Annotated in this window: 27 protein-coding genes; 12 read left to right on the top strand and 15 right to left on the bottom strand. The window is 60.3% G+C overall.

What is annotated here, in order from left to right; genetic code table 11:
- Nucleotides 1-219: 219 nt before the first annotated feature.
- From ACMVPR_RS04435 to ACMVPR_RS04400, 8 genes are all read left to right on the top strand, one after another.
- Nucleotides 220-672, top strand: a complete 453-nt coding sequence (locus tag ACMVPR_RS04435; RefSeq protein ID WP_416881882.1) for a GNAT family N-acetyltransferase — start codon at nucleotides 220-222, stop codon at nucleotides 670-672.
- 3 nt (nucleotides 673-675) lie between these two features.
- Nucleotides 676-2046: a DUF2927 domain-containing protein gene (locus tag ACMVPR_RS04430; RefSeq protein WP_416881881.1), complete on the top strand. Its 1371-nt coding sequence runs from the start codon at nucleotides 676-678 to the stop codon at nucleotides 2044-2046.
- Complete coding sequence (locus tag ACMVPR_RS04425; protein WP_416881880.1) at nucleotides 2043-2210, top strand: apolipoprotein acyltransferase; 168 nt, start codon at nucleotides 2043-2045, stop codon at nucleotides 2208-2210. The genes ACMVPR_RS04430 and ACMVPR_RS04425 overlap by 4 nt, the downstream gene beginning before the upstream one ends.
- Nucleotides 2211-2370: 160 nt before the next feature.
- The gene (locus ACMVPR_RS04420; protein ID WP_416881879.1) at nucleotides 2371-3555 is read left to right on the top strand and encodes a vWA domain-containing protein; all 1185 of its coding nucleotides are present in this window, start codon (nucleotides 2371-2373) and stop codon (nucleotides 3553-3555) included.
- A complete protein-coding gene (locus ACMVPR_RS04415; protein WP_416881878.1) occupies nucleotides 3552-3911 on the top strand; it encodes a hypothetical protein in 360 nt (119 codons plus the stop codon). Before ACMVPR_RS04420 ends, ACMVPR_RS04415 begins: the two co-directional genes overlap by 4 nt.
- On the top strand, nucleotides 3908-4519 hold the full coding sequence (locus ACMVPR_RS04410; protein WP_416881877.1) for a DedA family protein: 612 nt from the start codon (nucleotides 3908-3910) through the stop codon (nucleotides 4517-4519). The genes ACMVPR_RS04415 and ACMVPR_RS04410 overlap by 4 nt, the downstream gene beginning before the upstream one ends.
- A 63-nt stretch (nucleotides 4520-4582) precedes the next feature.
- Nucleotides 4583-5014 (top strand): OsmC family protein, encoded by a 432-nt coding sequence (locus ACMVPR_RS04405; RefSeq protein ID WP_416881876.1) that lies wholly within the window; start codon nucleotides 4583-4585, stop codon nucleotides 5012-5014.
- Between the two features lie 78 nt (nucleotides 5015-5092).
- The gene (locus ACMVPR_RS04400; RefSeq protein ID WP_292265603.1) at nucleotides 5093-5785 is read left to right on the top strand and encodes a M48 family metalloprotease; all 693 of its coding nucleotides are present in this window, start codon (nucleotides 5093-5095) and stop codon (nucleotides 5783-5785) included.
- Between the two features lie 60 nt (nucleotides 5786-5845).
- Here ACMVPR_RS04400 and ACMVPR_RS04395 read toward each other — a convergent pair whose 3' ends face one another.
- Both ACMVPR_RS04395 and ACMVPR_RS04390 read right to left on the bottom strand, forming a co-directional pair.
- Nucleotides 5846-6988 (bottom strand): hypothetical protein, encoded by a 1143-nt coding sequence (locus ACMVPR_RS04395; protein WP_416881875.1) that lies wholly within the window; start codon nucleotides 6986-6988, stop codon nucleotides 5846-5848.
- 3 nt (nucleotides 6989-6991) lie between these two features.
- On the bottom strand, nucleotides 6992-7771 hold the full coding sequence (locus tag ACMVPR_RS04390) for an SDR family oxidoreductase (protein WP_416881874.1): 780 nt from the start codon (nucleotides 7769-7771) through the stop codon (nucleotides 6992-6994).
- Nucleotides 7772-7906: 135 nt separating this feature from the next.
- Here ACMVPR_RS04390 and ACMVPR_RS04385 point away from each other — a divergent pair, with 135 nt between their 5' ends.
- The 4 genes from ACMVPR_RS04385 (at nucleotide 7907) to ACMVPR_RS04370 (ending at nucleotide 13684) form a co-directional block, all read left to right on the top strand.
- A complete protein-coding gene (locus tag ACMVPR_RS04385; RefSeq protein ID WP_300583902.1) occupies nucleotides 7907-8398 on the top strand; it encodes a hypothetical protein in 492 nt (163 codons plus the stop codon).
- A 63-nt stretch (nucleotides 8399-8461) separates the two neighbouring features.
- Nucleotides 8462-10069 (top strand): peptide chain release factor 3, encoded by a 1608-nt coding sequence (locus ACMVPR_RS04380; protein ID WP_416881873.1) that lies wholly within the window; start codon nucleotides 8462-8464, stop codon nucleotides 10067-10069.
- A gap of 136 nt (nucleotides 10070-10205) precedes the next feature.
- The gene (locus ACMVPR_RS04375) at nucleotides 10206-11957 is read left to right on the top strand and encodes a glycosyltransferase family 2 protein (protein WP_416881872.1); all 1752 of its coding nucleotides are present in this window, start codon (nucleotides 10206-10208) and stop codon (nucleotides 11955-11957) included.
- 224 nt (nucleotides 11958-12181) lie between these two features.
- On the top strand, nucleotides 12182-13684 hold the full coding sequence (locus ACMVPR_RS04370; protein WP_416881871.1) for a DEAD/DEAH box helicase: 1503 nt from the start codon (nucleotides 12182-12184) through the stop codon (nucleotides 13682-13684).
- Between the two features lie 56 nt (nucleotides 13685-13740).
- On the opposite strand, the gene gph is transcribed toward ACMVPR_RS04370, so the two are convergent.
- From gph to nuoH, 13 genes are all read right to left on the bottom strand, one after another.
- Nucleotides 13741-14397 carry a phosphoglycolate phosphatase gene (gene gph, locus ACMVPR_RS04365; RefSeq protein WP_416881870.1) on the bottom strand — a complete coding sequence of 219 codons (657 nt, stop codon included), beginning with the start codon at nucleotides 14395-14397 and terminating at the stop codon, nucleotides 13741-13743.
- On the bottom strand, nucleotides 14394-16061 hold the full coding sequence (locus ACMVPR_RS04360; protein ID WP_300583893.1) for a ribonuclease J: 1668 nt from the start codon (nucleotides 16059-16061) through the stop codon (nucleotides 14394-14396). The genes gph and ACMVPR_RS04360 overlap by 4 nt, the downstream gene beginning before the upstream one ends.
- 3 nt (nucleotides 16062-16064) lie before the next feature.
- On the bottom strand, nucleotides 16065-16838 hold the full coding sequence (locus ACMVPR_RS04355) for a type III pantothenate kinase (RefSeq protein ID WP_416881869.1): 774 nt from the start codon (nucleotides 16836-16838) through the stop codon (nucleotides 16065-16067).
- 11 nt (nucleotides 16839-16849) lie between these two features.
- Entirely contained in the window at nucleotides 16850-17602 is a 753-nt protein-coding gene (locus tag ACMVPR_RS04350) for a biotin--[acetyl-CoA-carboxylase] ligase (RefSeq protein ID WP_416881868.1), read from the bottom strand.
- Nucleotides 17603-17709: 107 nt separating this feature from the next.
- Nucleotides 17710-19152 (bottom strand): NADH-quinone oxidoreductase subunit NuoN, encoded by a 1443-nt coding sequence (nuoN, locus tag ACMVPR_RS04345; RefSeq protein ID WP_416881867.1) that lies wholly within the window; start codon nucleotides 19150-19152, stop codon nucleotides 17710-17712.
- Nucleotides 19153-19164: 12 nt separating this feature from the next.
- Nucleotides 19165-20709, bottom strand: a complete 1545-nt coding sequence (locus ACMVPR_RS04340; RefSeq protein WP_416881866.1) for an NADH-quinone oxidoreductase subunit M — start codon at nucleotides 20707-20709, stop codon at nucleotides 19165-19167.
- On the bottom strand, nucleotides 20709-22826 hold the full coding sequence (nuoL, locus tag ACMVPR_RS04335) for an NADH-quinone oxidoreductase subunit L (RefSeq protein WP_416881865.1): 2118 nt from the start codon (nucleotides 22824-22826) through the stop codon (nucleotides 20709-20711). Before nuoL ends, ACMVPR_RS04340 begins: the two co-directional genes overlap by 1 nt.
- A gap of 5 nt (nucleotides 22827-22831) precedes the next feature.
- Complete coding sequence (nuoK, locus tag ACMVPR_RS04330) at nucleotides 22832-23137, bottom strand: NADH-quinone oxidoreductase subunit NuoK (RefSeq protein WP_072777106.1); 306 nt, start codon at nucleotides 23135-23137, stop codon at nucleotides 22832-22834.
- Between the two features lie 88 nt (nucleotides 23138-23225).
- The gene (locus ACMVPR_RS04325) at nucleotides 23226-23753 is read right to left on the bottom strand and encodes a hypothetical protein (protein ID WP_416881864.1); all 528 of its coding nucleotides are present in this window, start codon (nucleotides 23751-23753) and stop codon (nucleotides 23226-23228) included.
- A 101-nt stretch (nucleotides 23754-23854) separates the two neighbouring features.
- Nucleotides 23855-24457 (bottom strand): NADH-quinone oxidoreductase subunit J, encoded by a 603-nt coding sequence (locus ACMVPR_RS04320; RefSeq protein ID WP_300583880.1) that lies wholly within the window; start codon nucleotides 24455-24457, stop codon nucleotides 23855-23857.
- On the bottom strand, nucleotides 24454-24864 hold the full coding sequence (locus ACMVPR_RS04315; RefSeq protein ID WP_416881863.1) for a carboxymuconolactone decarboxylase family protein: 411 nt from the start codon (nucleotides 24862-24864) through the stop codon (nucleotides 24454-24456). Before ACMVPR_RS04315 ends, ACMVPR_RS04320 begins: the two co-directional genes overlap by 4 nt.
- Nucleotides 24861-25355, bottom strand: coding sequence for an NADH-quinone oxidoreductase subunit NuoI (nuoI, locus tag ACMVPR_RS04310; protein WP_292066062.1), 495 nt, complete (start codon nucleotides 25353-25355; stop codon nucleotides 24861-24863). Before nuoI ends, ACMVPR_RS04315 begins: the two co-directional genes overlap by 4 nt.
- A gap of 11 nt (nucleotides 25356-25366) precedes the next feature.
- A complete protein-coding gene (nuoH, locus tag ACMVPR_RS04305; RefSeq protein ID WP_292265634.1) occupies nucleotides 25367-26395 on the bottom strand; it encodes an NADH-quinone oxidoreductase subunit NuoH in 1029 nt (342 codons plus the stop codon).
- Nucleotides 26396-26399: the final 4 nt, after the last annotated feature.

Below are 26399 nucleotides of genomic sequence, written 5' to 3'. Positions count from 1 at the left end.
ACACGGCGCGCCCCAAGACCTGATCTGTTGCCTATTTGCACAGGTTAACACTCTGATTTTAATCAACTTTGCACTAGATTCGCGAATCGGGCGAAAAAGTGATTCGGGCCAATTCGTTCGATCTAGGCAAAAACCATCTTTTCGCCGTAAGCTGCCCTCACAGAGGACAAAAAAACCGCGGAGCATCAAGCATCCGCAACGAGCAGGCAGGCTTCATACGTGTCCCAAACCGAACTGAACGTGCGCTTTTTGCGTGCGCACGACTACGACTCGTGGTGCGCTTTGTGGCGCGGTTACCTGACGTTTTACGAAACGTCGGTGCCGCAGGCCGTGTACGAAACGACCTTTGAGCGGCTTTTGGGCGATGACCCACAGGACTACTCCGGGCTTGTGGCCGAGAGAGACGGCACGCCCCTTGGTTTGGCGCATTACCTCTTCCACCGGCACTGCTGGAAGGTCGAGAACGTCTGCTACCTGCAGGACCTCTACGCAGACCCGGCCGCGCGCGGCATGGGTGTCGGACGGGCGCTGATCGAAGCGGTCTATGCGCAGGCCGATTTGGCCGGTGCGCCATCGGTCTATTGGTCCACCCAGGAGTTCAACCACACCGCACGCCAGCTCTATGACCGCATCGGTCAGCTGACCCCGTTCATCAAGTATCAGCGGGGCTGACGGATGCGCCGGTTCCTTCTGCCGCTCTACCTGTTTCTGGGCGCCTGTATGCCGGTGTCGCAAACGGAGCCTGCCACGCGCGCCGTTTTCGTCGACTCGAGCCTGCCTGCGATGAAGGTGTTTTCCGTGCCTCGGCCACAGCCGGTTCGGACATCGAATGCGGATCTTGCGCGGGATTTCATGGATCTGGCCATGGGGCTGGAATCCGGGCGTGACCTCGAGGTGTTCACCCGCTTCGAAGGGCCGATCAGCGTGCGCCTCGTCGGCAGTGTACATCCGACCGTCCCCAGCGATCTGGACCGGCTCTTGCACCGGCTGCGCACCGAGGCCGGGATCAACATTTTCTCAACCGTCGCGCCAGACGCCAATATCACCATCAACGCGGTGAGCCGGGCCGAGATCCAACGCGTCCTGCCGCAGGCCGCCTGTTTTGTCGTTCCCAACGTCTCGACCCTGTCGGAATACCGGCAGGCGCGGCGGACCAACCGCGTGAATTGGGGCAAGATCACGAACCGAACACGGCTCGCCATCTTCCTGCCCAACGATTCCAGCCCGCAGGAGGCCCGCGACTGCCTGCACGAGGAACTGGCACAGGCGCTGGGGCCGCTCAATGATCTTTACCGCCTGCCCGATTCCGTCTTCAACGACGACAATGTGCACACGGTGCTGACCGGATACGACATGCTGATCCTGCGGGCCTATTATGACCCGGTCTTGCACAATGGCATGTCCCGCAACGATGTGGCGAGCCGTCTTCCGGGGATACTCGCGCGGCTGAACCCCGAGGGCGAAGCCTTGCCCGCCGTCCGTGCGGCGCGGACACCCCGGCCCTGGATCGACGCCATCCAGACCGCGCTCGGTCCCGGTGCCTCGCCGATCGCACGACGGGCCGCGGCGACCGAGGCCATGAGCATCGCGTCTGCCATGGGGTGGCAGGACCACCGCCGTGGTTTCACCCATTACGCCATGGGGCGGATCTTGCAGAGCACCGATCCCGACGCGGCGCGCGCGCAATTCCTGCAGGCGGACACCTATTTCGCGCGGACCCCGAATGCGGAACTGCACCGTGCCTATGTCGCCTCGCAGCTCGCGGCCTATGCGCTGACCGAAAACAATCCCGAGGCCGCAATCCACCTGACCGGGATTTCGATCGACCTTGCCGCGCGGCATGAAAATGCGGCGCTGCTGGCGACGCTGCTGATGTTGCGCGCCGAGGCGCTGGACCTTGCCGGTCGGGTCTCTGCGGGGGCGGATGTGCGTCTGGACAGTCTGGGATGGGCACGATACGGGTTCGGCTCGGACTGGTCCGTGCGGGCAAAACTGCGCGAGATCGCATCGCTCAACCCGCTGACAAGGGCCAGAGGCAGTTTATGATCGTATTAGCAGGCGCACTTCTCGGGGCCATCATCGGGGCCATGACCGCGAAACGGCGTAAGGGCAACCGCGCGGACATGTTGCAATACGGAACGGTTTACGCCATTGCCTTTGCGCTGATCGGCCTGATCCTGACCATCGCCATCGAAAAACTGGTGTTCTGAGCGCAGGCACGATGCGTCGACGCATCGTGTGTTTCGGTCGACCGAAACATTAGGGCGATCTTCCCCCGACCTCGCGTGGCGACCTCCACCCGGGATATTTTTGAACCCGTGACAACAGGCGCGGCTGGTCATGGCACCAAGCGCTTGCTAGATCAGGGGCATGTTTGTGCCCTTCTTCGACACATTGCGATCCAACGGCGTTCCCGTGTCCCTGCGGGAGTACCTGAGCTTTCTTGAAGCGATGCGCGCCGGGTTGGTGACCTATGATCCCGAGGCGTTCTACTATCTGGCCCGTACCGCGATGGTGAAGGACGAGCGCCATATCGACCGGTTCGACCGCGCCTTTGCCGAAGCTTTCAAGGGTTTGGAGCACCTGACCACCGATGGTGTGCTGGACGCGCTGGAGCTTCCCGAGGACTGGTTGCGCAAGATGGCCGAAAAGCACCTGAGCGATGAGGAAAAGGCCGAGATCGAGGCGCTTGGTGGGTTCGACAAGCTGATGGAAACCCTGAAAGAGCGGCTGAAAGAACAGAAAGGCCGACATCAGGGCGGCAGCAAGTGGATCGGGACAGCGGGTACCTCGCCTTTCGGGGCCTATGGCTACAATCCAGAAGGCGTGCGCATCGGGCAGAATGAAAGCCGCCACCAGCGCGCGGTCAAGGTCTGGGACAGGCGCGAGTTTCGCAATCTGGATGACAGCGTCGAGTTGGGCACCCGCAACATCAAGGTGGCCCTGAAGCGCCTGCGCCGATGGGCGCGTGACGGGGCAACGGAAGAGCTTGATCTGGATGGCACCATACGCGCGACGGCGGAACATGGGTATCTCGACGTGCAGACCCGTCCAGAGAAGCGGAATGCGGTCAAGGTGATCCTGTTTCTCGACATCGGCGGGTCGATGGACCCGCATGTGAAGGTGGTGGAGGAGCTCTTCTCGGCCGCGCGGGCGGAGTTCAAGCATCTCGAACATTACTATTTCCACAACTGCCTTTACGAAGGTGTCTGGAGGGACAACCGCCGCCGCTGGGATGCGCAGACCCCGACGATGGAGGTGCTCAATACCTATGGGCCTGACTACAAATGCATCTTTGTGGGCGACGCCAGCATGTCCCCCTACGAGATCGCTTACGCGGGGGGCGCGAACGAGCATTGGAACGCCGAGGCCGGTCAGGTCTGGCTGCAGCGCGTACGTCGGCAATGGCCGCACAATCTGTGGATCAACCCAACGCCCGAGCGGCAGTGGCACTACACACAGTCGATCCAGATGATCCGCGAGATCTTCGAGGATGCGATGGTGCCCATGACGCTTGAAGGCATCAGTCGCGGGATCAAGGCCTTGGCGAAATGACCTCTGCGGTGCGCAGGCTTTGGACGGAGCATAAGCTCTTGCTGGCGGGATTCCTGCTTGCCTCGGCGGTCATGCTGTTCTTCGCGGTTCGGTCGGTGATGTTCTGGGTGTACTGGGCCGATCCCGCACATCGGGAAGAACCCATCGCAGGATGGATGACCGCGCGCTACGTTGCCCATTCGTGGTCGATCCCGCCAGAGATACTGCGCGACGCGCTGGAGGCGCCAGCAGACGCGCGGCGCCTGACCATCGACGACCTGGCCGAAGCGCGCGGTGTCCCCGCCGAAGAGATCATCCGCCAGATCGAAGCAATCATCGCGGCACACCGTGACCCTGACCCGGTGCAAAAGCCTTGAGCGATGCGCTGTTTGGACTTGTCGCCAATTACGGCGTCTGGGTTCTGGCGGCGTCGTGCTATCTTTCCTGTCTGCTTGTCCCCATTCCCACGTCCCTGTTGATGCTGGCAGGTGGAGCCTTCGTGGCGGCGGGTGACCTTGACGGCGGAACCGCCTTTGCCGGTGCATGGCTAGGCGCCGTTCTGGGCGACCAGACCGGGTTTGCCATCGGACGCCGGTTCGGGCCGCTTCTCGAACGCTTCACCGCGCGTCGCGAGTCCCGAAAACGGATCTATGGTCGCGCGATGGACACGGTCCGCCGCAAAGGCGAGATCGGCGTGTTCTTCAGCACATGGTTGTTTGCGCCCTTGGGGCCTTGGGTCAACATGGCGGCCGGGGCGTCCGGTCTGCCGTGGTTGCGCTTTACCCTGTGGGACGCGGCGGGCGAAGCGATCTGGGTCTTTGGCTATATCGCACTGGGCTACAGTTTCGCCGGGCAATTGACCCTGATCTCGGACCTAACCTCAAGCCTGTCGGGGTTCCTTGTCGCCGGGTTGATCACCGTGGTGCTGGGTTGGATGCTGTTACGGCGCGCGCGGAGATCGGGTGGGGACAAACGCGCCGCTTAGACGGAACCCGTTTGACCCGAATGTCGTTGGCCTAGCGAACGCAACCCAGAACGGGAGACAGACATGATCAACAAGACAGCAACCGCACATTGGACCGGCAGCCTCAAAGAGGGCAAAGGCCAGATATCAACCGAGTCAGGCGCGCTGAGCACCCAGCCTTACGGCTTCAACACCCGGTTCGACGACAAACCCGGCACCAATCCAGAAGAACTGATCGGCGCAGCCCATGCGGGGTGCTTTTCGATGGCGTTTTCAATGATCCTTGGCGACTATGATGCGGTTGCGGACGCAATCGACACCAAAGCGACCGTCAGCCTTGAAAAGCAGGATGCGGGTTTCGCGATCACGAAGATCCATCTCGACATGACGGCGACAATCCCCGGCATCAGCGAGTGTGATTTTCAGGAAGCCGCCAAAACTGCCAAGGAAAATTGCCCCGTTTCCAAGGTTTTGGCCGGGGCGGACATCACGATGGATGCAAAGCTGGTCGGCTGACCTCTTTTTGACCGGCAAGCACTGCGCAAGCTGTGCGTCGTGCTTGCCGCGCGACATCTGAAGCCCCATATCTGGGGTATGTTGAAACTCACCCCGATCCTTCTTGCCATCCTCTACGCGCTGGCCATGTACCATTTCTCGGTCTGGCGGACGAAGCGTGAACTGGATGCGCGCTCGACCGAACTGGCCGATCCACGCCTCAAGGCGTTGACGGACAGGTTGGCAACGGCCCTCGATCTGGATCGCATCCGCGTCCACATTTACGAGATTGACCCGGTGAATGGCCTTGCCGCGCCGGATGGCCGGATTTTCATAACGCGAGGGTTCTACCGCAAATACCAAACCGGCGAAGTGACTGGCGAGGAGCTTGCCAGCGTGATTGCACATGAGTTGGGGCATGTGGCGCTGGGTCATACGCGCCGCCGGATGATCGACTTTTCAGGTCAAAACGCACTGCGCACAGCGCTTGCAATGGTGCTCTCGCGCTTTTTGCCGGGCATCGGAATCCTGATTGCGAACTCGATTGCCACTTTGCTCGCCGCGCGCCTTTCGCGTGGGGACGAATACGAGGCGGATGCCTATGCAGCTGCGCTTCTACACAAGGCGGGGATTGGCATCGGGCCGCAGAAATCGCTGTTCCACAAGCTGGACGCGTTGACCCAGTCTCGCGCCGGTGTGGTGCCCGCATGGCTAATGTCGCATCCCAAGACAGCGGAACGGATTGCGGCGCTGGAGCAGCTTGAAACGCGCTGGACCAATCTGCCGACCTGATCTTCTTCTCTTTCCAAATACGCGAAATCACCGGCCCCACCTGCGCAGCCAGAAACAAACTCACACAAGTGTGACGGCCACTTCGGCCCGGTCCTGTCCATTGACCTGCACCGTGACAAGATGCGGACCGGGGTGAAGCGTAAAGGTGGATGCGCCCTCCTTGAGCCGATGCGTCTTTTGCAGGGTCAGCGGAATACCGGGTTTCAGATGCGCGGCCTTCAGCTTGAACACCTTTTCGCCGTCGCGCCCGTTCGGTCGATGAAACCGGATGCGGTAGTCCACCATCACGGGCAGCGCCTCATCGGCACACAAGGACACCTCGATCTGCAGCGCTTCGCCAATGGCCACGGGATTGGGGGCGACCGTCAGCGTGACCGAGACATCGCAATCCCGCCGATACCCAAGCAGCGCCAAAGCCTCTGCCTCGCCGCGTTTGACGGCAGTGCGCAGGGCGTGACGGGTCATCCAGTCGAGTTCCTTGGGTTTCTGACGCTTGGTTTGTTGCCACGCTTTCAGATGCGTGACGACCCGGTCAGGTGCATGACGGGTGAGGTCGTTCATGTGATTGGCGACGGATCGCGTCACATAGCGCGTCGGATCGGCATGCAACACATCCAGAAACCGCAGCGGCACCAGCGGATCAAGTTGGATATTGGCGGCCCAAGGCAATCGCGGGCGTGTGCCTTCGCTGACCAGTCGGCGCACATGGTAATTGTCGTGCGCGACCCAGCGGTCCAGCCGCGCGAGGGTCTCATCGGGCCAGCGGTTCAGGAAGGGCCGGATGTAGAACTCCATCGAAAACCGTTGGGTGGCCGCCTCGAGCAGGTCAAGCGCACGGTCGCGGTGGTCTTCCAGCCCGTGACGGACAGCCAGAATGCCGGGGACCGCATGGATGAAGCGGCCGAAATCATCGTCGGTTTTGGTGGGGTCCAGCGGCGCGGGCATCGCCGCCTCCAGCGCGTCCGCCATTGCCGGAAACCTGTCGGGCAGTTGCGCCTCAATACAATCGGCCAGCCAGTCAAGCCGTTCAAGCAGCCCGCGCGAGGACAACCCCGCGAGGGCTTCTGACAGAAAGCGGTCCGGATCAAACCCCGGCAGAACGGCGTATTCCGCCGCCAGATCACCAATGGTGCGGGCATTGAAGAGCTCGTCCTTCAGGGAAAATCCCTGCGACTGCCCTGCCCCGTCCGGTCCGCGCGCCATCGCTTAAATGGTCGCGTTGGTGCCGCCACCATCAATCAGGATGTTCTGGCCCACGATGAAACCTGCATGTTCGGAGCACAGGAACGCACAGGTCGCGCCGAATTCCTGCCGCGTGCCATAGCGCCGCGCCGGGATCGTCAACTGCCGGTTCTTGCGCGCCTGCTCGACCGAGATGCCCTGCGCTTTGGACACACCGCCGTCCAACTGATCGGCGCGGTCCGTGGCATGGATGCCGGGCAGCAGGTTGTTCACGATCACGCCGTATTCCGCAACCTGACGCGCGGTTCCAGCAACGTAACCGGTCAGACCGGTACGCGCCGCGTTGGACAGACCCAGCGCCGGGATCGGTGCCTTGACCGATTGGGACGTGATGTTGACCACCCGGCCCCAGCCGCGGTCGATCATGCCGGGCATCAGCGCCGTCATCAGAGCGATGGGGGTGAGCATGTTGCCATCCAGCGCCTTGATGAAATCCTCCCGGCCCCAATCCGACCAGATGCCCGGAGGCGGGCCACCGGCATTTGTTACAAGAATGTCCACGCTGCCAGCGGCGTCGAGGACTTTCGCGCGCCCGTCTTCGCTCACGATATCAGCGGCGACGGCCGTCACTTCGACGCCGTATGTCTTGCGGATATCTTCGGCGGCGGCCTCCAACGCCTCGGAACCCCGCGCGTTCATGACGAGATTCACACCGGCCTCTGCCAGTGCTTCGGCACAGCCGCGCCCCAATCCTTTGCTCGACGCGCAGACGAGCGCCCGCTTTCCGCTGATCCCAAGATCCATTCGATCACTCCCAATTTGGTCAGATTTGTCCGTGAAATGCCACGGCCTGCCCTTAGAGGTGCCACATTTCCAAACGATCTTAAACCCATACCGGTGCGCGTTCCTGAACACCGGTTTGCAAAAGAGTGTTTGTTTATGTCTGCTGCCACTGGACCCATGTTACCCCGCTTCAAGGCCTGCCCAGCCGATGGCGTGCGCGCCGAATTCGGTGTGTGCAGAGGCGATCCGATCCGCCACATTCAGGATTTGATCCTTGGCGACACCTTCCTGCCCAAGCGCGATGCAAGATGGGTCACGGTCCAGTCAGACGATATTCTGCACGAAACCTTCACGCTTGATCTTGCCGCCAACGTGCCGACACAGGAACTGGTGACGCTGGCAGAGCTGGTCTTCATGACAACGACGGGTCAGCGCCTCGACGTGTTCGTCACGGTGTGCTGCGGCAAGCTCTATTTCGTCTCGGATACCGAATTCCGCAGCGGCGTCGAATACGTTCTGATCGACATTCACCGTCGCGAAGATGCCGTGGTTCCGGCATTCATTCCCGAACAGGATGCCGTGGTGGTTCCGATGACGGTGGGCGAGCCAGCAAAGGCGACCTCTCCCAACCTGCGTCTCATCGGCTGATCCAACCCGTTCGACACACGCGACTTATAGACAAGTCGTGCTGCGCCACCTATATGCGCGGCCATGCTGGACATCCTTTCAATTCGCCCTGACCTGCCCGCCGAAATCGCGCGGCGTCGAACCTTTGCCATCATCTCGCATCCCGATGCGGGCAAGACGACGCTGACCGAAAAATTCCTTCTTTACGGCGGCGCCATCCAGATGGCGGGCCAGGTGCGTGCCAAGGGCGAAGCGCGGCGCACGCGGTCGGATTTCATGAAGATGGAACAGGACCGGGGCATTTCAGTCTCTGCTTCGGCAATGTCGTTCGATTTCAAAAACTTCCGCTTCAATCTTGTAGACACGCCCGGCCACTCGGACTTTTCCGAGGACACCTATCGCACTCTGACAGCAGTAGACGCGGCGGTCATGGTCATTGACGGCGCGAAAGGTGTGGAAAGCCAGACTCAAAAGCTGTTTGAAGTGTGCCGCCTGCGGGACCTGCCGATCCTGACCTTCTGTAACAAGATGGACAGGGAAAGCCGCGATACCTTTGATATCATTGACGAGATTCAGGAAAACCTTGCAATCGACGTGACCCCGGCCAGCTGGCCCATTGGCGTCGGTCGGGATTTCCTTGGCTGCTACGACATGATCCGCGACCGTCTGGAGCTGATGGACCGCGCCGACCGCAACAAGGTCGCGGAAAGCATTGAAATCAATGGGCTTGACGATCCAAAGCTGGCGGAACATGTACCTGCTCACCTGCTGACCAAACTGCGGGAAGAGGTCGAAATGGCGCGCGAGCTGTTGCCCGAACTGAACCCGCAGGCCGTTCTCGAAGGCCACATGACCCCGATCTGGTTCGGCTCTGCCATCAACTCGTTCGGCGTCAAGGAACTGATGGACGGGATCGGTGTCTACGGCCCGGAACCGCAGCCTCAGAAAGCCACCCCTCGGCAAATTCTTCCAGAGGAAACAAAGGTTTCTGGCTTTGTCTTCAAAGTTCAGGCGAATATGGACCCCAAGCATCGGGACCGTGTCGCCTTTGTCCGGCTTGCCTCCGGTCACTTCAACCGTGGCATGAAACTCACCCATGTGCGGTCCAAGAAGCCCATGGCGATCACCAACCCTGTGCTGTTCCTCGCGTCTGACCGGGAACTGGCAGAAGAGGCGTGGGCGGGTGACATCATCGGTATTCCGAACCACGGGCAATTGCGCATCGGTGACACGCTGACCGAAGGCGAGGCGCTGAAAGTGACGGGCATCCCGTCCTTTGCACCGGAACTGCTGCAAACCGTGCGGGCCGGCGATCCGATGAAGGCCAAGCATCTGGAAAAGGCGTTGATGCAATTCGCCGAAGAAGGTGCGGCCAAGGTGTTCAAGCCGATGATCGGTTCCGGCTTTATCGTCGGCGTCGTGGGCGCGCTGCAATTCGAGGTGTTGGGCAGCCGGATCGAGCTGGAATACGGCCTGCCTGTGCGGTTCGAAGCGTCGCAATTCACCTCGGCCCGCTGGGTGCATGGGAACAAGGTGGCGGTGGACAAGCTGGTCCAAGCCAACAAGCAGCACATGGCTGAGGACAATGACGGGGATGTCGTCTACCTGACGCGCCTGCAGTGGGATATCGACCGCATCGGTCGGGACTATCCGGACGTGACCCTGTCTGCGACCAAGGAAATGATGGTCTGACCAAAGCCCGTTCGAACGGGCTTTGGCACGCGACATGCAGATCGCGTCAACAAGCGTCTTCGAAGACGCTTGAAACAAGGCATTTCGAAATGCCTTTTTCGTTGATCGAAGCGAAGCGAAACGGCACTCTGCGGATATGAGCAGTCAAAAATCGCCGCCGAACCCGGCTTATCCAAAAGGGCTGGTCGGCATCGTCAAACAGATGAACGAACGGCGCGCGCCGCTGGGCTTTGCCAAGGGCGAAGCTTTGCCACCCCTTGATTGTGATCTCGCCCAGATGGCCCAGCAACGGGTCACGGTACCCAATGAAAGCAGCCGCAAGACATCCGACAATGCCCGCAAGACCTGGGAAATCGCCAAGGAACTTGAGGGGCAAAACGCGCTTTTGCACCTCAACGGTCTGTTGATCGCACATCTGCGCAAACGCAGCCAACCGGCACACACCGCCGATCTGTTCCTGCGTCTATGGACGGAACACGCCGACGTGCTGTTGCGCGAAATGGACCTGCGCTGGAAGGTGTCCAGCCTGACGACCTTTGGTGATCATGGCAAAACACCGACCCAACGCAGCACCGGGCTGGCGCTGTCGACGCTGTTCGGTGCCATGAAGCTGTATGAAAGCGAGCGCCTGTTTTCGGGACGCGAGGCTGACCGGCCCTTCACACTTGATGGGCGCGCCGCAGGACCGTTGCCGCTGCAGATGGACGCGTTTTCACTGATCGATGGCGGTCTCGACGTGAACATGATCGGCCGGCTTTGGGAGGAAGCTCAAGGCGACCCGGTGATCCAGCCCCTTGCACATGACATGCTGCAGCGCCTGATCGACGATCCGCGCACGGTCTTCCGCCGTCTGCATCGCCTGCGCGCCCGCAAGCTGCGCCGGATCGAAGAGAATGGCGATTCCGAAACGGATACCGGCGTGACGCTGCCTGTGTCGAAACTCCCGGCAAAGACGCCGACCTGGGGCGTTGTCTGCACCACAAATGCGCCTGTGCAAGACGTAGCAAGGTTCGTGGCGCATCACCTCGAGATCGGGGCGTCCCGCGTCTATATCTATCTCGACACGCCCGACCCTGCCGTCTCACGTCTGCTTGACGGACATCCCAAGGTCATGCTGACGGTCTGTGATGCCACCTACTGGAAAAAAGCCGGCAAAAACCGCCCCGAGGCGCACCAACTGCGCCAGACCTACAACGCAACCCAAGCCCTGAAACATGCCAAGGACCATGTGGACTGGCTTGGGCATATCGACACGGACGAGTTCATCCTGAGCCCGAAAAAGCTGTCGACCTTGCTCAAGTCGGTGCCCGGCGACATGGCTGGCGCACGGATTTACCCGGCAGAGGCGTTGGCCGTCGCCACAGGGCAAACACCTGCACATTTCAAACTTCGCACCACAGGAGACGGTGTGCCATCTTCAGCCGTCACAGACATCTACCCAACCTTCGGCAGCTATCTGCGCGGCGGCTTCCTGAGCCATCTCGCGGGCAAGGTCTTTGCCCGAACCGGGCTTGGTGAGGTGCGTTTGGCCATCCACCGCCTTCGGGTGAAAGGTGAGGATGTACTGAATACGTATGATCTGGACGATGTGCATGTTGGACACCTCCACGCACCAGATTGGGACAGCTTTCTGTCCAAGCTGGACTTCCGCCAGTCCAAGGGGTCGTATCGCGTGAAATCCGACGACGCGCTCAAGAACGTCGGCCACCTTCTGAACTACCTGCGCGACGAGGAAGGCGAAGACGGGCTGCGCGCGTTCTTCGACGAAATGTGCGCTGACAGCGAAGACCTGCGCAACCGGCTCAAGGCCCACGGGCTGTTGCTGAAGCCCCGGTTCGACCCCGACGCAGCGGTGAAAAAGGTGTTTGGCACGGTGCCCAGCAGCTGACGAGCTGTAAACAATTTGGCCCAAATGCCGGAAATTGTTGCCACATCGCCACCAAAACACCATGAACCATGGCACATCCGCGCAGTCCGGACACGGCTCATTGACCCGACCGTGTTCCAAGAGTACAAGCCCCCGCAGATCGTGATTGTGGATAAACACAGGGCCAAACGGGCCGGATCGCAACAGACGCACGGGCGCAGTCAGTCCGTGAACAACGGATACACATGACAAAATTTTCTGAGTTGAACCTCAACCCGAAAGTCCTGAAAGCAGTCGAAGAGGCGGGATACGACACGCCCACCCCCATTCAGGCAGGCGCCATCCCCCCCGCTCTGGAAGGCCGCGACGTCCTTGGCATCGCCCAGACCGGCACCGGCAAGACCGCAAGCTTCACGCTCCCCATGATCACGCTTCTGGCCCGAGGCCGCGCCCGCGCCCGGATGCCGCGCAGCCTTGTTCTGTGCCCGACGCGTGAATTGGCGGCCCAGGTGGCCGAAAACTTCGACATCTATGCCAAGCATGTGAAGCTGACCAAGGCGCTGCTGATTGGCGGTGTAAGCTTCAAGGAACAGGATTTGCTGATCGACAAGGGTGTCGACGTGCTGATCGCCACACCGGGCCGGTTGCTTGACCATTTCGAGCGCGGCAAGCTGTTGCTCACAGGTGTTCAGGTGATGGTGGTCGACGAGGCCGACCGCATGCTCGACATGGGGTTCATTCCCGACATCGAACGCATCTTCTCGCTGACGCCCTTCACCCGGCAGACCTTGTTCTTCTCGGCCACCATGGCGCCCGAGATCGAACGCATCACCAATACGTTCCTGTCGGCCCCGGCGCGGGTCGAAGTGGCGCGTCAGGCCACCGCGTCCGAGACCATCGAACAGGGCGTCGTGATGTTCAAGGCCTCGCGCCGCGACCGCGAAGGCACCGAAAAGCGTGCCCTGCTGCGCAAGCTGATCGACGGCGAAGGCGACGCCTGCTCAAACGCGATCATCTTCTGCAACCGCAAGTCGGACGTGGATATTGTGGCGACATCACTCAAGAAATACGGCTATGACGCCGCACCGATCCACGGCGATCTGGACCAGTCCCAACGGACCAAGACGCTGGAAGGGTTCCGCGAAGGCACATTGCGCTTCCTGATCGCGTCGGACGTCGCGGCGCGCGGTCTGGATGTGCCCGCCGTCAGCCATGTGTTCAACTTCGACGTTCCCAGCCATGCCGAAGACTATGTGCACCGCATCGGCCGCACCGGTCGCGCAGGGCGCAAGGGCAAGGCGATGATGATCTGTGTGCCGAAGGACGAAAAGAACTTCGCTGCGATCGAAAAGCTGATCCAGAAAGAGATTCCTCGGATCGAAAACCCGCTTGGCGAAACCGTGGTGGAACCGTCCGTTGAGGCGACCGAAGAGAAAAAAGACAGCAAATCGCGCCGCTCGCGCGGGGGCCGTGGTCGCGGGAAACCTTCGGACAAGACACAGGACGCGCAGCAGCCTGACGTTCAGGAGGCGACGCCGATTGAGGTCCAGAAGGACACGCCGAAAGAGCCAGTCAAGGCCGTGGAACGCAGTGAAGACCAGAAGGCCGATCACGACAAGTCGCGCAACCGTCGCCCTGATCGCGGCGGGCGGAATGATCGCGGTGGCCGTGACAGCAATGTCGTGGGCATGGGCGACCACATGCCATCCTTCATCGCGCTCAGCTTTGACGAACGTCGCGCCAGCTGATCAAGGCGTGTGTGTCCGTCGACGGACACGCGGCGATGCGTTGACGCATCGCCCGCCTAGATCGGGCGCAAGATCTCCAGACAGATCGCCGGAAGGTCATCAAACCGGTCAAACGCCCGATCATGCGGGATCGCGTCAATCGGTTTGGTGCGGATGCCTTCGGTGAAGAAGGCAAAAGGCACCCCTGCCCGCTGCGCCGTTTCCGCGTCCACATCGCTGTCCCCGACATAGACGCCCTGTGTCGCGCCCATCCGCTCGAACGCCAGTCGCAACGGCGCAGGGTCGGGTTTGCGTACAGGCAGCGTGTCACCTGCAATGATCACATCGAACCATTTGGCCAGATCAAGCGCGTCCAGAACCGCGGCCAAAGGCACGCCCGGCTTGTTGGTACATATGCCCAACTTGTAGCCTTCGGCCTTCAACGCGCCAATCACCTCCATCACCCCCGGAAAAACGGTGGTGAGCCCGGTGCTTGATTTGTAATGCGTGATGAATTCGACCATTAGAGCATCGTACTGCGCCACATCCAAATCTGTCGCCGCGATCAGCCGGTCCAGAAACACCCGCTCGCCCATGCCGACAAAGCTGCCGATCTGCGATTGAGGCAGCGGCGCAAGCCCATGATCCGCCAAGAGCGCATTGGCCGCTGCCGCAATATCGGGGAGGCTGTCGATCAGTGTCCCATCCAGATCGAAGACAACACCGCGCGTCATGCAAGCCTGCTGATCACGACGGTGACTTCGGGCTTCTTACCGATCTCGTTCTGCGTCGTCTGACGTGCGATCCGGCGCAGCCCTTCTTCCAGCTTGTCATCGTCGGTGATCGTCTTGTCCCCGGCCCGGCCGATGAATTGCGACAGGTCTTCTTCCAGCGCATCGACCAACGGCGCATTGCTGCGACCCATTTCGGGAAGGCCCATGATCTCGCACCACGGCTCACCCAGCAACTCGTCATCTTCGTCCAGAATGACGGTGACGATCACATGCCCGTTCAGCGCCATCCGAATCCGGTCACGGACGATCCCGTCCAGTGCCCCGATCTTGACCGAACCATCCAGATAGGTGCGGCCCGTTTCGACATACTCGGCCACCGTCGGCTCATTGCCGCTGAGGTCCATCATCATGCCGTTGACCGCCAACACACCTTTGCGGCCACCGGCACCTGCGACCTTTACGTGTTCGCGCAGATGGCGATGTTCGCCATGCATCGGGATCACCAGTTGCGGATTGACCAGCGCGTGCATGGTCTCAAGGTCGGGACGGTTGGCGTGACCGGACACGTGGTACTTGCCAGAACTGTCATCCACCACGTCCACACCCTGTTCGGAAAACGCGTTCATGATCTGGATCACACCGCGCTCATTGCCCGGAATGGTCTTCGACGAGAACAGGAACAGATCGCCTTCCGCCATCGTCAGCCCTTGGAACTTGCCCCGCGCCAGCTGCGCCGAGGCGGCCCGGCGTTCACCCTGGCTGCCCGTCACGATCAGCATCAGGTTCTCACGTGGGATCTGCGTTGCCTCTTCCGGGCTGACCACGGTCGGGAAATCCGCCAGAACGCCGGTCTTGATCGATGCTTCGATCATGCGCCGCATCGCACGGCCCAAAAGGCAGACCGACCGTCCGGCCCGCACCGCCGCTTCTGCCAATGTCTTCACCCGCGCCACGTTCGAGGCAAAGGTCGTCGCCACCACCATACCGGTCGCATCGCGCACGAGGGTCTCGATCTCGGGTCCGACGGTCGCTTCCGACCGCCCGGCGTGACCGGAAAACACGTTGGTGGAATCGCAGATCAGCGCCTTCACACCCGGCTTGCCGATCTCCTCCCACAGAGCCCGGTCAAAGGCCTCGCCCACCACGGGGGTTTCGTCGATCTTGAAATCGCCCGAATGCACGATCCGCCCCTGTGGCGTGTCAATCACCAGACCCGAGCTTTCGGGGATCGAGTGCGAGATCGGCACGAACCCTACCTTGAAAGGACCGGCCTCAACCGTTTCCGGCCAGGGCGACACGGTGCGCACGGTCTCCGGCGACTGGCCTGCATCCTCCATCTTGAGCCGCGCGATATGCGCCGTGAAAGCCCGCGCATAGATCGGCGCGCCAAGCTCTTCCCAGAAATGGCCGATGGCCCCCACGTGGTCTTCATGCGCATGGGTGATGAAGATCGCCTCAAGCTGATTGCGCCGCTCCTTCAGCCACGCGATATCCGGCAGGATCAGATCTACTCCTGGCGTGCCGTCCATGTCGGGAAAGGTGACGCCCAGATCGACAAGGATCAGGCGCTCCTTCCCGGGCTTACCATAGCCATAGACATAGGCGTTCATGCCAATTTCGCCGGCCCCGCCAAGGGGCAGGTAGATGATCCGTTCACCGCTCATGTTTTATCCGTTTTCTGTGTTATAGGCGTGAATGACCGTCAGACCATGCATGGTCAGGTCATCTTCAATTGTGTCAAATAGCAGTTCACCCTGCGCGAACAAGGGCGCAAGCCCTCCGGTGCCGATGACCTTCATTGGTTTGCCGTATTCCGCCTTGATCCGTTCGGTGATCCCCTGGATCAGGCCGATATAGCCCCAGAAGATGCCCGACTGGATACAGGCCACCGTATTCGTCCCGATCACCTTTTCCGGTTGCGAGATGTCCACATGCGGCAGGGCAGCAGCCCCTTGGTGCAGCGCCTCAAGGCTCAGGTTCACTCCCGGCGCGATCACGCCGCCGACATAAGCGCCATCCTCGGCCACCACGTCGAAATTCGTTGCCGTGCCGAAATCGACCACCACGCAATCGCCGCCATGACGGTCAAAGGCGCCTGCAGCATTGGCCAGACGGTCCGGCCCCACGCCTGTGCCCACATCGACGCGCGGCGGGTTCGGCAACAGGCATTCGGGCTTGCCCACCACAATGGGCCGCACACCGAAGAACCGGTCGGAAAACACCCGCAGGTTCCACACCACGCGCGGCACGGTCGAAGCGATGATCACATCGGTGATATTGGGCTCGATCTTGTAATGCCCGATCAACGTCGAGAACCAGGTGAAATAGGCATCTGCGGTGCGCCCATGATGGGTCGACGTGCGAAGCGTGCAAAGAAACCGCGTCCCGTCCCAGATCGAAAACACGGTATTGGTATTGCCACAGTCGATGCACAGAAGCATGGCCTTGCCCCTCAAAAGAAAATATCAGCAGCCGCGATGGCTTGGCGGCCTGTCGCGGTGTTTAGGACAATCCGTCCATCGGCGTCCACAGTCTCGAACGTGCCGGTCACCTCGCGGTCACCCATCCGTGCGGTGACCACCTCACCCAACCGTGCGGCGCGCGCAAGCCACGCCTCGCGGATCGGCGCAAAGCCGTATGTCACGAATTGCGCTTCGTGCCGGGCATAGGTCGCGGCAAGAACCTCAAGAAACGCTTCCGGGGCCACCTCGACTCCAAGTGCCGAAAGAACCGAGACCGGAAGAACGGCCCGCTCTTCCACATCGGAGGACGCGGGCGCCACAATCAGGTTCACACCAATGCCGATGGCCAGATGCGCGCCGATGCTTTCCAGCAGGATACCCGCCACCTTGCCGCCGGTCAGCAGCACATCGTTCGGCCATTTGAGCGTTAGCCCATCGACGCGCCCCGACACCGCGACAAGCGCATCGAACAGGGCCAGCGCCGCCACAAAACTGCGCAGCGCCCGCTTTTCCGGCCCATCTGAGGTTGGCAACACCAATGTCGCAGCAAAATTCCCTACGGGGTTCACCCAGATCCGCCCCCGCCGCCCGCGCGCCGCTGTCTGATGCAACGCGCAAATCCACGTCGGCCCGGCCAAACTGGTCGCCTGTCGCCCGGCTTCGGCCATGGTGCTGTCCACCTCGGCCAGAACCTGTCGCCCATATCCCGACGGCCAGTCAGACAAGACCATCTGCTCCTTCATCTTGCCGGATAAACTCCCGCCGGAGGCACTGCGACCCGCGCAGCGGGGCGCAAAAAACAAAGCGACGCGCCATTGGCGCGTCACTGTCTTTCACCAACGAAGACGGCTCAGTTGACAAGGGTCGCCGCAGCAGCCGCAGCCGCACCTTCGATCCCGAAGAGGTTGACCACACCGACCACCATGATCACGGCGCTTGCCATAAGCATGCCCCAGAGCACCGGCGACCGGCTGCTGTCGAGCGCGTCATCACGCTCTTCGCCGAAATACATGTAGAAGACGATCCGCAGGTAGTAGAACGCGCCGATCACCGACGCGATCACACCCGCAATCGCCAGCCACGCCAGACCCGCTTCATACGCTGCCCGCAGCACGTAAAGCTTGCCGAAGAAGCCGACCAGCGGCGGCACACCCGCGAGGCTGAAGAGCAGCACCAGCATCGCCAGCGCCTTGCCCGGCTCGCGCTTGGAATACATGTTCAGCGCGCCGATATTGGACACCGGCTGACCATCGCGATGCATCGACAGGATGAACGCGAAGGTGCCGATGTTCATGGTGACGTAGATCGCCATGTAGATCAGCATCGCCTGCACACCGAACGCTGTGCCAGCAGCCAGCCCCATCAGGGCATAGCCCATATGCGCGATGGACGAGAACGCCATCAGACGTTTGATGTCGGTCTGGCCGATGGCGGCAATCGCGCCAAGGAACATCGAAAGCACGGACAGAAGCGCGATCACCTGGGACCAGTCGCTGACCGCCGCACCAAAGGCGTCGTGCATCACGCGGGCGAACAGCGCCATCGCCGCAACCTTTGGCGCGGTGGCGAAGAAGGCGGTCACCGGCGAGGGCGAGCCTTCGTAAACGTCCGGCGTCCACATGTGGAACGGCACCGCCGAGACCTTGAACGCAAGGCCCGAGATCAGGAACACCAGACCAAAGAGCAGGCCCAACGACAGGTCCCCATGGACCGCCGTCTGGATAATGCCCGAGAAAAGCGTAGTGCCCGAGTAGCCATAGACCAGCGACGCACCGTAAAGCAGCAGACCCGAGGACAGCGCACCCAGCACGAAATACTTGAGACCCGCCTCAGTGGACTTCAGGCTGTCCCGACGCAAGGACGCAACGACATAGAGCGCCAGCGACTGCAGTTCGAGGCCCATGTAAAGCGCCATCAGGTCGCCCGCGGAGACCATCATCATCATGCCCACAACCGCAAGCGCGATCAGCAGCGGATATTCGAACCGTAGGAGCCCGCGTCGGGTCATGTAGGCTTCGGACATCAGCAGCACGGCAGCGGCCGAGACAAGGATCACGATCTTGGCGAACCGCGCGAACCCGTCATCGACGAACATTCCGTTGAAGGCGACATTGGTCCCTGCTCCGTTCAGCCCGATCCAGACCGCAAGAGCAAGGAAGAGACCGCTCGTCACCCAGACCAGCAGCGATGCAGCCCCGTCCTTGACGGTATAGACCGCGCCCAGAAGCGCCAGCATCGCGTAGATGGCCAGAATGATTTCCGGAAGGATGATACCCAGATCAGCCGAGAGCATAGCCTCGCCCCCTTAATGGTTCACGGCGACTTGCGTGGCGGACTCCGCCGCAGCAAGTGCAGTTTGGTAATTGGACACAAGCGCCTCCACCGACGGCCCGATCGTGTCGAGGATCGGGGCCGGATAGACACCAAAGAGGATCGTCGCGATCACCAGCGGCGCGAAGATCGCCCGCTCGCGGCGTGTCATGTCGGTGATGGTCTTCAGGCTTTCCTTGATCAGGTCGCCCATGACCACCCGACGATAGAGCCAGAGCGCATAAGCCGCCGACAGGATCACACCGGATGTGGCAACGGCCGCAATCCATGTGTTGACCTGGAAGATGCCCATCAGCGTCAGGAATTCACCGATAAAGCCCGAGGTCCCCGGCAGTCCGACATTGGCCATGGTGAAGAGCATGAAGATCAGCGCATAGGCCGGCATCCGGTTCACCAGACCGCCATAGGCGTCGATGTCACGGGTGTGCATCCGGTCGTAGATTACGCCGACACAAAGGAAGAGCGCGCCCGAGATGAAGCCGTGGCTGATCATCTGGAAAATCGCGCCGTCAATGCCCTGCTGGTTACCCGCAAAGATGCCCATGGTCACGTAGCCCATGTGCGCGACCGATGAATAGGCAATCAGCTTTTTCATGTCTTCCTGCACCAGCGCCACCAGCGAGGTGTAGACGATGGCAATGGCCGACATCCACAGCACCAGCGGCGTCAGCACGTCTGCTCCAACCGGGAACATCGGCAGCGAGAACCGCAGAAAGCCATAGCCGCCCATCTTGAGCAGGATTGCCGCAAGAACCACGGACCCCGCCGTCGGCGCCTGAACGTGCGCGTCGGGCAACCAGGTGTGGACCGGCCACATTGGCATCTTGACGGCAAAGCTTGCAAAGAACGCAAGGAACAGAAGCGTCTGCAAACCGCCCACGATGTGCACACCAAGGATCGAGAAGCTTTCGGACCCGAACTGGTGCACCAGCAATTGCTCGATATCTGTCGTGCCCGCGTCGGAGAACATCGCGACCATCGCGACCAGCATCAGAACCGAACCAAGGAAGGTGTAGAGGAAGAACTTGAACGACGCGTAGATGCGGTTCTTGCCGCCCCAGATGCCGATGATCAGGAACATCGGGATCAGGCCCGCCTCGAAGAACAGATAGAACAGCACCAGATCGAGCGCCATGAACACGCCGAGCATGAGCGTTTCCAAAATCAGGAACGCGATCATGTATTCCTTGACGCGGTGGCTCACATCCCAGCTTGCCGCAATCACCAGCGGCATCATGAACGTGGTCAGCATCACGAACAGAACCGAAATCCCGTCCACACCCATCTTGTATTGCAGGCCCAGCAGCCATTCGCCCTGCTCGACCATCTGGAAGCCCGTATTCTCGGGATCAAACTGGAACAGGATAAAGAGCGAGATCAGGAAGGTGGCCGAGGTCGCAATCAGCGCCAGCCATTTTGCGTTCCGGTTTGCGGCCTCGTCGTCCCCCCGCAGGAAGACCAGCAGGATCACCGCCGCCAAGGCTGGCAGGAACGTGACAATGGAAAGAAGGTTATCCATCAGTGTGCTCCTCCGCTCAGCGTCATCCAGGTGACAAGGGCGGCAATGCCGATCACCATGTAGAAGGCATAGGTGAAGATGTATCCGGACTGCGCCTTACCTGCGAGGCGGGTCAGCATCGGGATAAAGCCCATGGCAACGCCGTTGATTGACCCGTCGATGACATTGCCATCGCCCCGCTTCCACAGCAGACGGCCCAGACCTTTGGCCGGCTGCACAAACAGGAAGTCGTAAATCTCGTCGAAATACCACTTGTTCAGCAGGAAGAGGTACAGCGGACGCTGGCTTTCGGCCAGACGCTTGGGAAGCTTCGGATTCACGATGTAGAACCAGTACGCTGTCGCCAGCCCCAGCAGCATCGCGATAAACGGGCTGACCTTGACCCATTTCGGGACTTCATGCGCGTCGTTCAGGACAGTGTTGTCCGGCGCGACATAGATTGCGCCTTCGCCCGGCTGGCCGGCAAAGACATAGTGGTGCTCACCACCCTTGGCTTCTTCGCCGTGACCAGCATCAGCGGTTTCTCCATGTGCAGCCGTTTCACCGTGGCCGTCACCTTCGGCGGAATGCTCACCCGCCTCGGCATAGGGCACACCAAAGAACTTGGCGACCGTATCGGTGTGACCGAAAAAGCTGTTGTACCAGATGGCACCGGCAAAGACCGCCCCAAGGCTCAGCACACCCAACGGGATAAGCATGACCATCGGGCTTTCATGCGCGTGCTCATGCGTGTGCTTGTCGCCGCGTGGCTTGCCGTAGAACGTCAGGAACATCAGACGCCAACTGTAGAAGCTGGTGAACAGCGCCGCGATGACCAACATCCAGAACGCATAGCCCATCGGACCAGCGGCGTAGGCGCTTTCGATCACCGCGTCCTTGGAGGCGAAACCGGCAAACCCGATCCAGCCTGTCAGCGGGATACCGACACCGGTGATCGCCAGTGTACCGATCATCATCGCGCCGAAGGTATACGGGATCTTCTTCCGCAGACCGCCATAGTTCCGCATGTCCTGCTCGTGATGCATCGCGTGGATGACCGACCCGGCACCAAGGAACAGCATCGCCTTGAAGAACGCGTGGGTGAAGAGGTGGAACATCGCGACCGAGTAGACACCGACACCTGCCGCCACGAACATGTAACCCAGCTGCGAACAGGTCGAATAGGCGATCACGCGCTTGATGTCGTTCTGAACAAGGCCCACGGTTGCCGCAAAGAACGCGGTGGTGGCCCCAAGGAAGACGATGAACGATGTGGCTTCGGGCGCGAATTCCATCAGCGGAGACATCCGGCAGACAAGGTAGACACCTGCCGTCACCATGGTCGCCGCGTGGATCAGCGCCGACACCGGGGTCGGGCCTTCCATCGCGTCCGGCAGCCATGTGTGCAGGAACAGCTGCGCCGATTTCCCCATTGCACCGATGAACAGCAAGAAGGCGATCAGGTTGGCCGCGTTCCATTCCGTCCAGAGGAATGTCAGCTGCGTCTCCGCCAGCGTCGGTGCGGCGGCGAAGATGTCGTCAAAGCGGATGCTGTCGACGAGGAAGAACAGCGCGAAGATACCTAGCGCGAAACCGAAATCGCCCACCCGGTTGACGACGAACGCCTTGATGGCAGCGGCATTGGCGGACGGCTTGCGATAGTAGAAGCCGATCAGCAGGTAGGACGCGACGCCCACGCCTTCCCAGCCAAAGAACATCTGAACAAGGTTGTCCGATGTCACCAGCATGAGCATGGCGAAGGTGAAGAACGACAGGTAGGCAAAGAAGCGCGGCTTGTAGCTTTCGCCTTCTTTCCACTGCGGGTCGTGATCCATGTAGCCGAAGGAATAAAGGTGCACGAGCGCCGACACCGTGGTCACGACGATCAGCATGGTCGCCGTCAAACGGTCCAACCGGATCGCCCATTCGGTGCTCAGCGTGCCGGACTCGATCCACCGCAGGATGTTGATGGTCTCAGTGACGCCATCATGGGTCAGGAAGACGATCCACGAAAGCACACAGGCAAAGAACAGAAGGCCCGTGGCCACCCATTGCGCGGCGGTCTCTCCGATGAACTTCCAGCCAAAGCCACACAGAATGGCACCGACCAGCGGGGAAAACAGGATAAGCGTTTCCATGATCGTCAGCCCTTCATCACGTTGACGTCTTCAACCGCGATAGAGCCACGGTTGCGGAAGAAACAGACGAGGATGGCAAGGCCGATGGCCGCTTCAGCTGCGGCAACCGTGAGAACGAACAGGGTGAACACCTGCCCCACCAGATCGCCAAGGAAGCTCGAGAACGCGACAAGGTTGATGTTCACCGCCAACAGCATCAGTTCGATGCTCATCAGCAGAATGATCACGTTCTTACGGTTCAGGAACAGCCCGAAAATCCCGATCACGAACAGCACCGCTGCCACTGTCAGGTAATGCTCAAGTCCTATCATCACGTCCCTCCGGGGTGCGCCCCGTCGTTTTCTTTTGTCGCCTCACACCGCAGACACTTTCGTCCGTAGCGCATTGATTGGTCGTGGCTCATTGACCACGAGATCCCGAACTGTCCGGAAAGAAATACCGGCAACCGCAAGCAAGGTCGATCGTGTCCACGCTTCCGGGCTGCACTTCAAGCGGAGCAGAAAACTCAAAAGCATCGACTGCGATGCCCATGTTCATTGCATTTTGCGCGAGTTTGTCGATTGAAGTCTCTGCAACAATATCCAACTCGCCCTTGGGTGAAATCAATTCTCCTATCAGTTTCGGAGAAGAGGCTATGTCCAAATCGGTCGGTCGGTCCTGAGAGGCACTCAGTCGTATTGCCTGTTCAGCCTCGCAATCAGAAACAAGCATATATGTCTCGGGAGCGCAGCCCTCGGCAATTATCACGGTTTGGGCAAGTAAACCGTTTTGCAGCACGGTGACAGGAGAGCCAAAAACCGAGTCGAACATACCTGCAAAGGCAAAACTACATTGCTTGCCGTGAGCCATTGGAAAGAGCCCTACTTCATCGTCGTCATAGAGCAGCCTGCTAACGTCGTTTGCGTGAAGGTAAGAATCAGCGTTCATGATTTCTTCGACTAACGGCACCCAAGTGCAGGCGTTTGCCTCACCTGTGGACCCAACGTTAAGCATCAAAGTGGCCACCATCGATATGATTGCCGGTTTAATCAAAGCCCCTGCCCCGGTTTCACGTCTTTCAGTTCCATCGCCTTGGCCGGATCGCGGTACATCTGCGCCAGCACGTTCTGGCGCTTCACGTCCGAACGATGCCGCAGGGTCAGCACAATCGCGCCGATCATGGCGACCAGCAGGATCAGACCTGCGAGTTGGAACAGCAGGAAATACTGATCATAGAGGATCAGGCCCAAAGCTTCTGTATTGTGTCGGTCCACCGGCATCACCTGCGCGCGCAACCCTTCGGCCGCTGCGTTCGACTCCCACGCGCCAAAGGCCAGCGCGAATTGCATCAGGATCACCACCCCGATCAACAGCGCCAGCGGCATGTAGCGCGCCATTTCGGCCTTCAGTTCCACAAAATCCACGTCAAGCATCATCACGACGAAGAGGAACAGAACCGCCACCGCGCCGACATAGACAATGACCAGCAGCATCGCCACAAACTCAGCGCCCAGAAGAACGAACAACCCGGCCGAAGACAGGAAGGCGAGGATCAGCCAGAGCACAGAATGCACCGGGTTGCGGCTCACCACGGTGAACAGCCCGCCCGCAATCGTTGAAATGGCGAAGAGGTAGAAGGCAAAGACGCTCATGTCTCGTCATCCTTTTTGTCGTCTTCCATCACCTCGCGGGCGAGTTCCATCGCGCGGGTCATGGCAGGGATACCCGCGAACATCGACATCTGCGCGATGGTCTCGGCAATTTCGTCTTTCGTGGCACCGGCCTCGGTTGCGTGGCGCACTGTCATGCGGAACGGCGTTTCCGCCTGTGCGCCCTGCATCGTCATGCCCGCAATCGTCAGAAGCAGACGCGTCTTAGCGTCCAGCCCATCTTTGCTGATGCCCTTGCCGAACCACATTTCCATGGCGTCTTTCGGCATGGTCGGCCACATCTTTTCAAACCCCTTGGGATCGAATGACGTGAGCGCCGGATTGAAGGCTTTCGCCATCTCCTGCGCCTGCTGCATCATCAACTCGAAAGGGGTTTTCGCATCACTCATCGGTAGGGCGCATCCAGTTCGAGGTTGCGCGCGATCTCGGCTTCCCAACGGTCGCCGTTATCCAGAAGCTTGGCCTTGTCGTAATACAGCTCTTCGCGGGTCTCGGTCGAAAACTCGAAGTTCGGACCCTCGACAATCGCATCCACTGGGCACGCCTCTTGGCAGAAACCGCAATAGATGCACTTGGTCATGTCGATGTCATAGCGCGTGGTGCGGCGCGAGCCGTCGTCACGGGGTTCCGCGTCGATAGTGATCGCCTGCGCCGGGCAAATCGCCTCGCAGAGTTTACAGGCGATGCAGCGCTCTTCGCCGTTCGGATAGCGGCGCAACGCGTGTTCACCCCGGAAGCGCGGGCTCAACGGCCCCTTTTCGTGCGGGTAGTTGATCGTCGCCTTGGGGGCGAAGAAATACTTGAGGCCCAGCTTCATGCCGACCCAGAAATCCTGAAGAAGGAAATACTTGGCGGCGCGTCCGTAGTCGATCTGCGTCATCTCAGTTCTCCTTATACCCAGCGCGCAAATGCGCCCCAGAACCAGTCGAATTTCGCCGCGAAGGCCACGAACACAACCCACACAAGGCTGAACGGCAGGAACACTTTCCACCCCAGACGCATCAGCTGGTCATAGCGGTAGCGGGGCGTGATCGCCTTCACCATCGCGAAGAGGAAGAAGAAGAACGCCATCTTTGCCACCATCCACAGCGCCCCGTCCGGGATGCCCGGGATCGGCGACAGCCAGCCGCCGAAGAACAGCAGCGATGTCAGCGCGCACATCAGGAAGATCGCGATGTATTCACCGGCCATGAACAGCAGGAACGGCGTGGACGAGTATTCCACCTGGTAGCCCGCAACGAGTTCGGATTCCGCTTCGGGAAGGTCGAACGGTGGACGGTTGGTTTCAGCCAAGGCACTGATAAAGAACAGGAACACCATCGGAAAATGCGGCAGCCAGTACCACGAGAAGAACCCGTAATCCCCGTCCTGCGCGCGCACGATATCGCCGAAGTTCATTGACCCGGTTGAAATGATGATACCGATGATGATCAGGCCCAGCGACACTTCGTAGGAAATCATCTGCGCTGCAGACCGCAGCGAGCCAAGGAACGGGTATTTCGAGTTCGACGCCCAACCGCCCATGATCACGCCGTAGACTTCCAGCGACGACACGGCAAAGACGAACAGAATGGCCACGTTGATGTTGGACAACACCCATGTGTCGTTGAACGGGATCACCGCCCAGGCGACCATCGCCAACACAAAGCTGGTCATCGGGGCCAGCATGAACACCGGCTTGTCGGCACCCGCAGGCACGACCACTTCCTTGACGACGTATTTCAGAGCGTCTGCAACGGTTTGCAGCAGCCCGTAAGCGCCGACAACGTTCGGTCCGCGCCGCATCTGGACAGCCGCCCAGATTTTCCGGTCGCCGTATACGAGGAAGAGAAGACTGACCATCACGAAGCCCAGTACCGCAAGACACTGTGCGACGATGATCACGCCGATCCCAAGGGGGGTGGTAAAGAAGTCAGCCATCACG

Origin of the sequence: Marivita sp., from assembly GCF_048006345.1 — a bacterium.
GTDB lineage: Bacteria > Pseudomonadota > Alphaproteobacteria > Rhodobacterales > Rhodobacteraceae > Marivita.
Note: the sequence above shows the minus strand (reverse complement) of the source record. Positions and strands in the feature narration are given on the sequence as shown.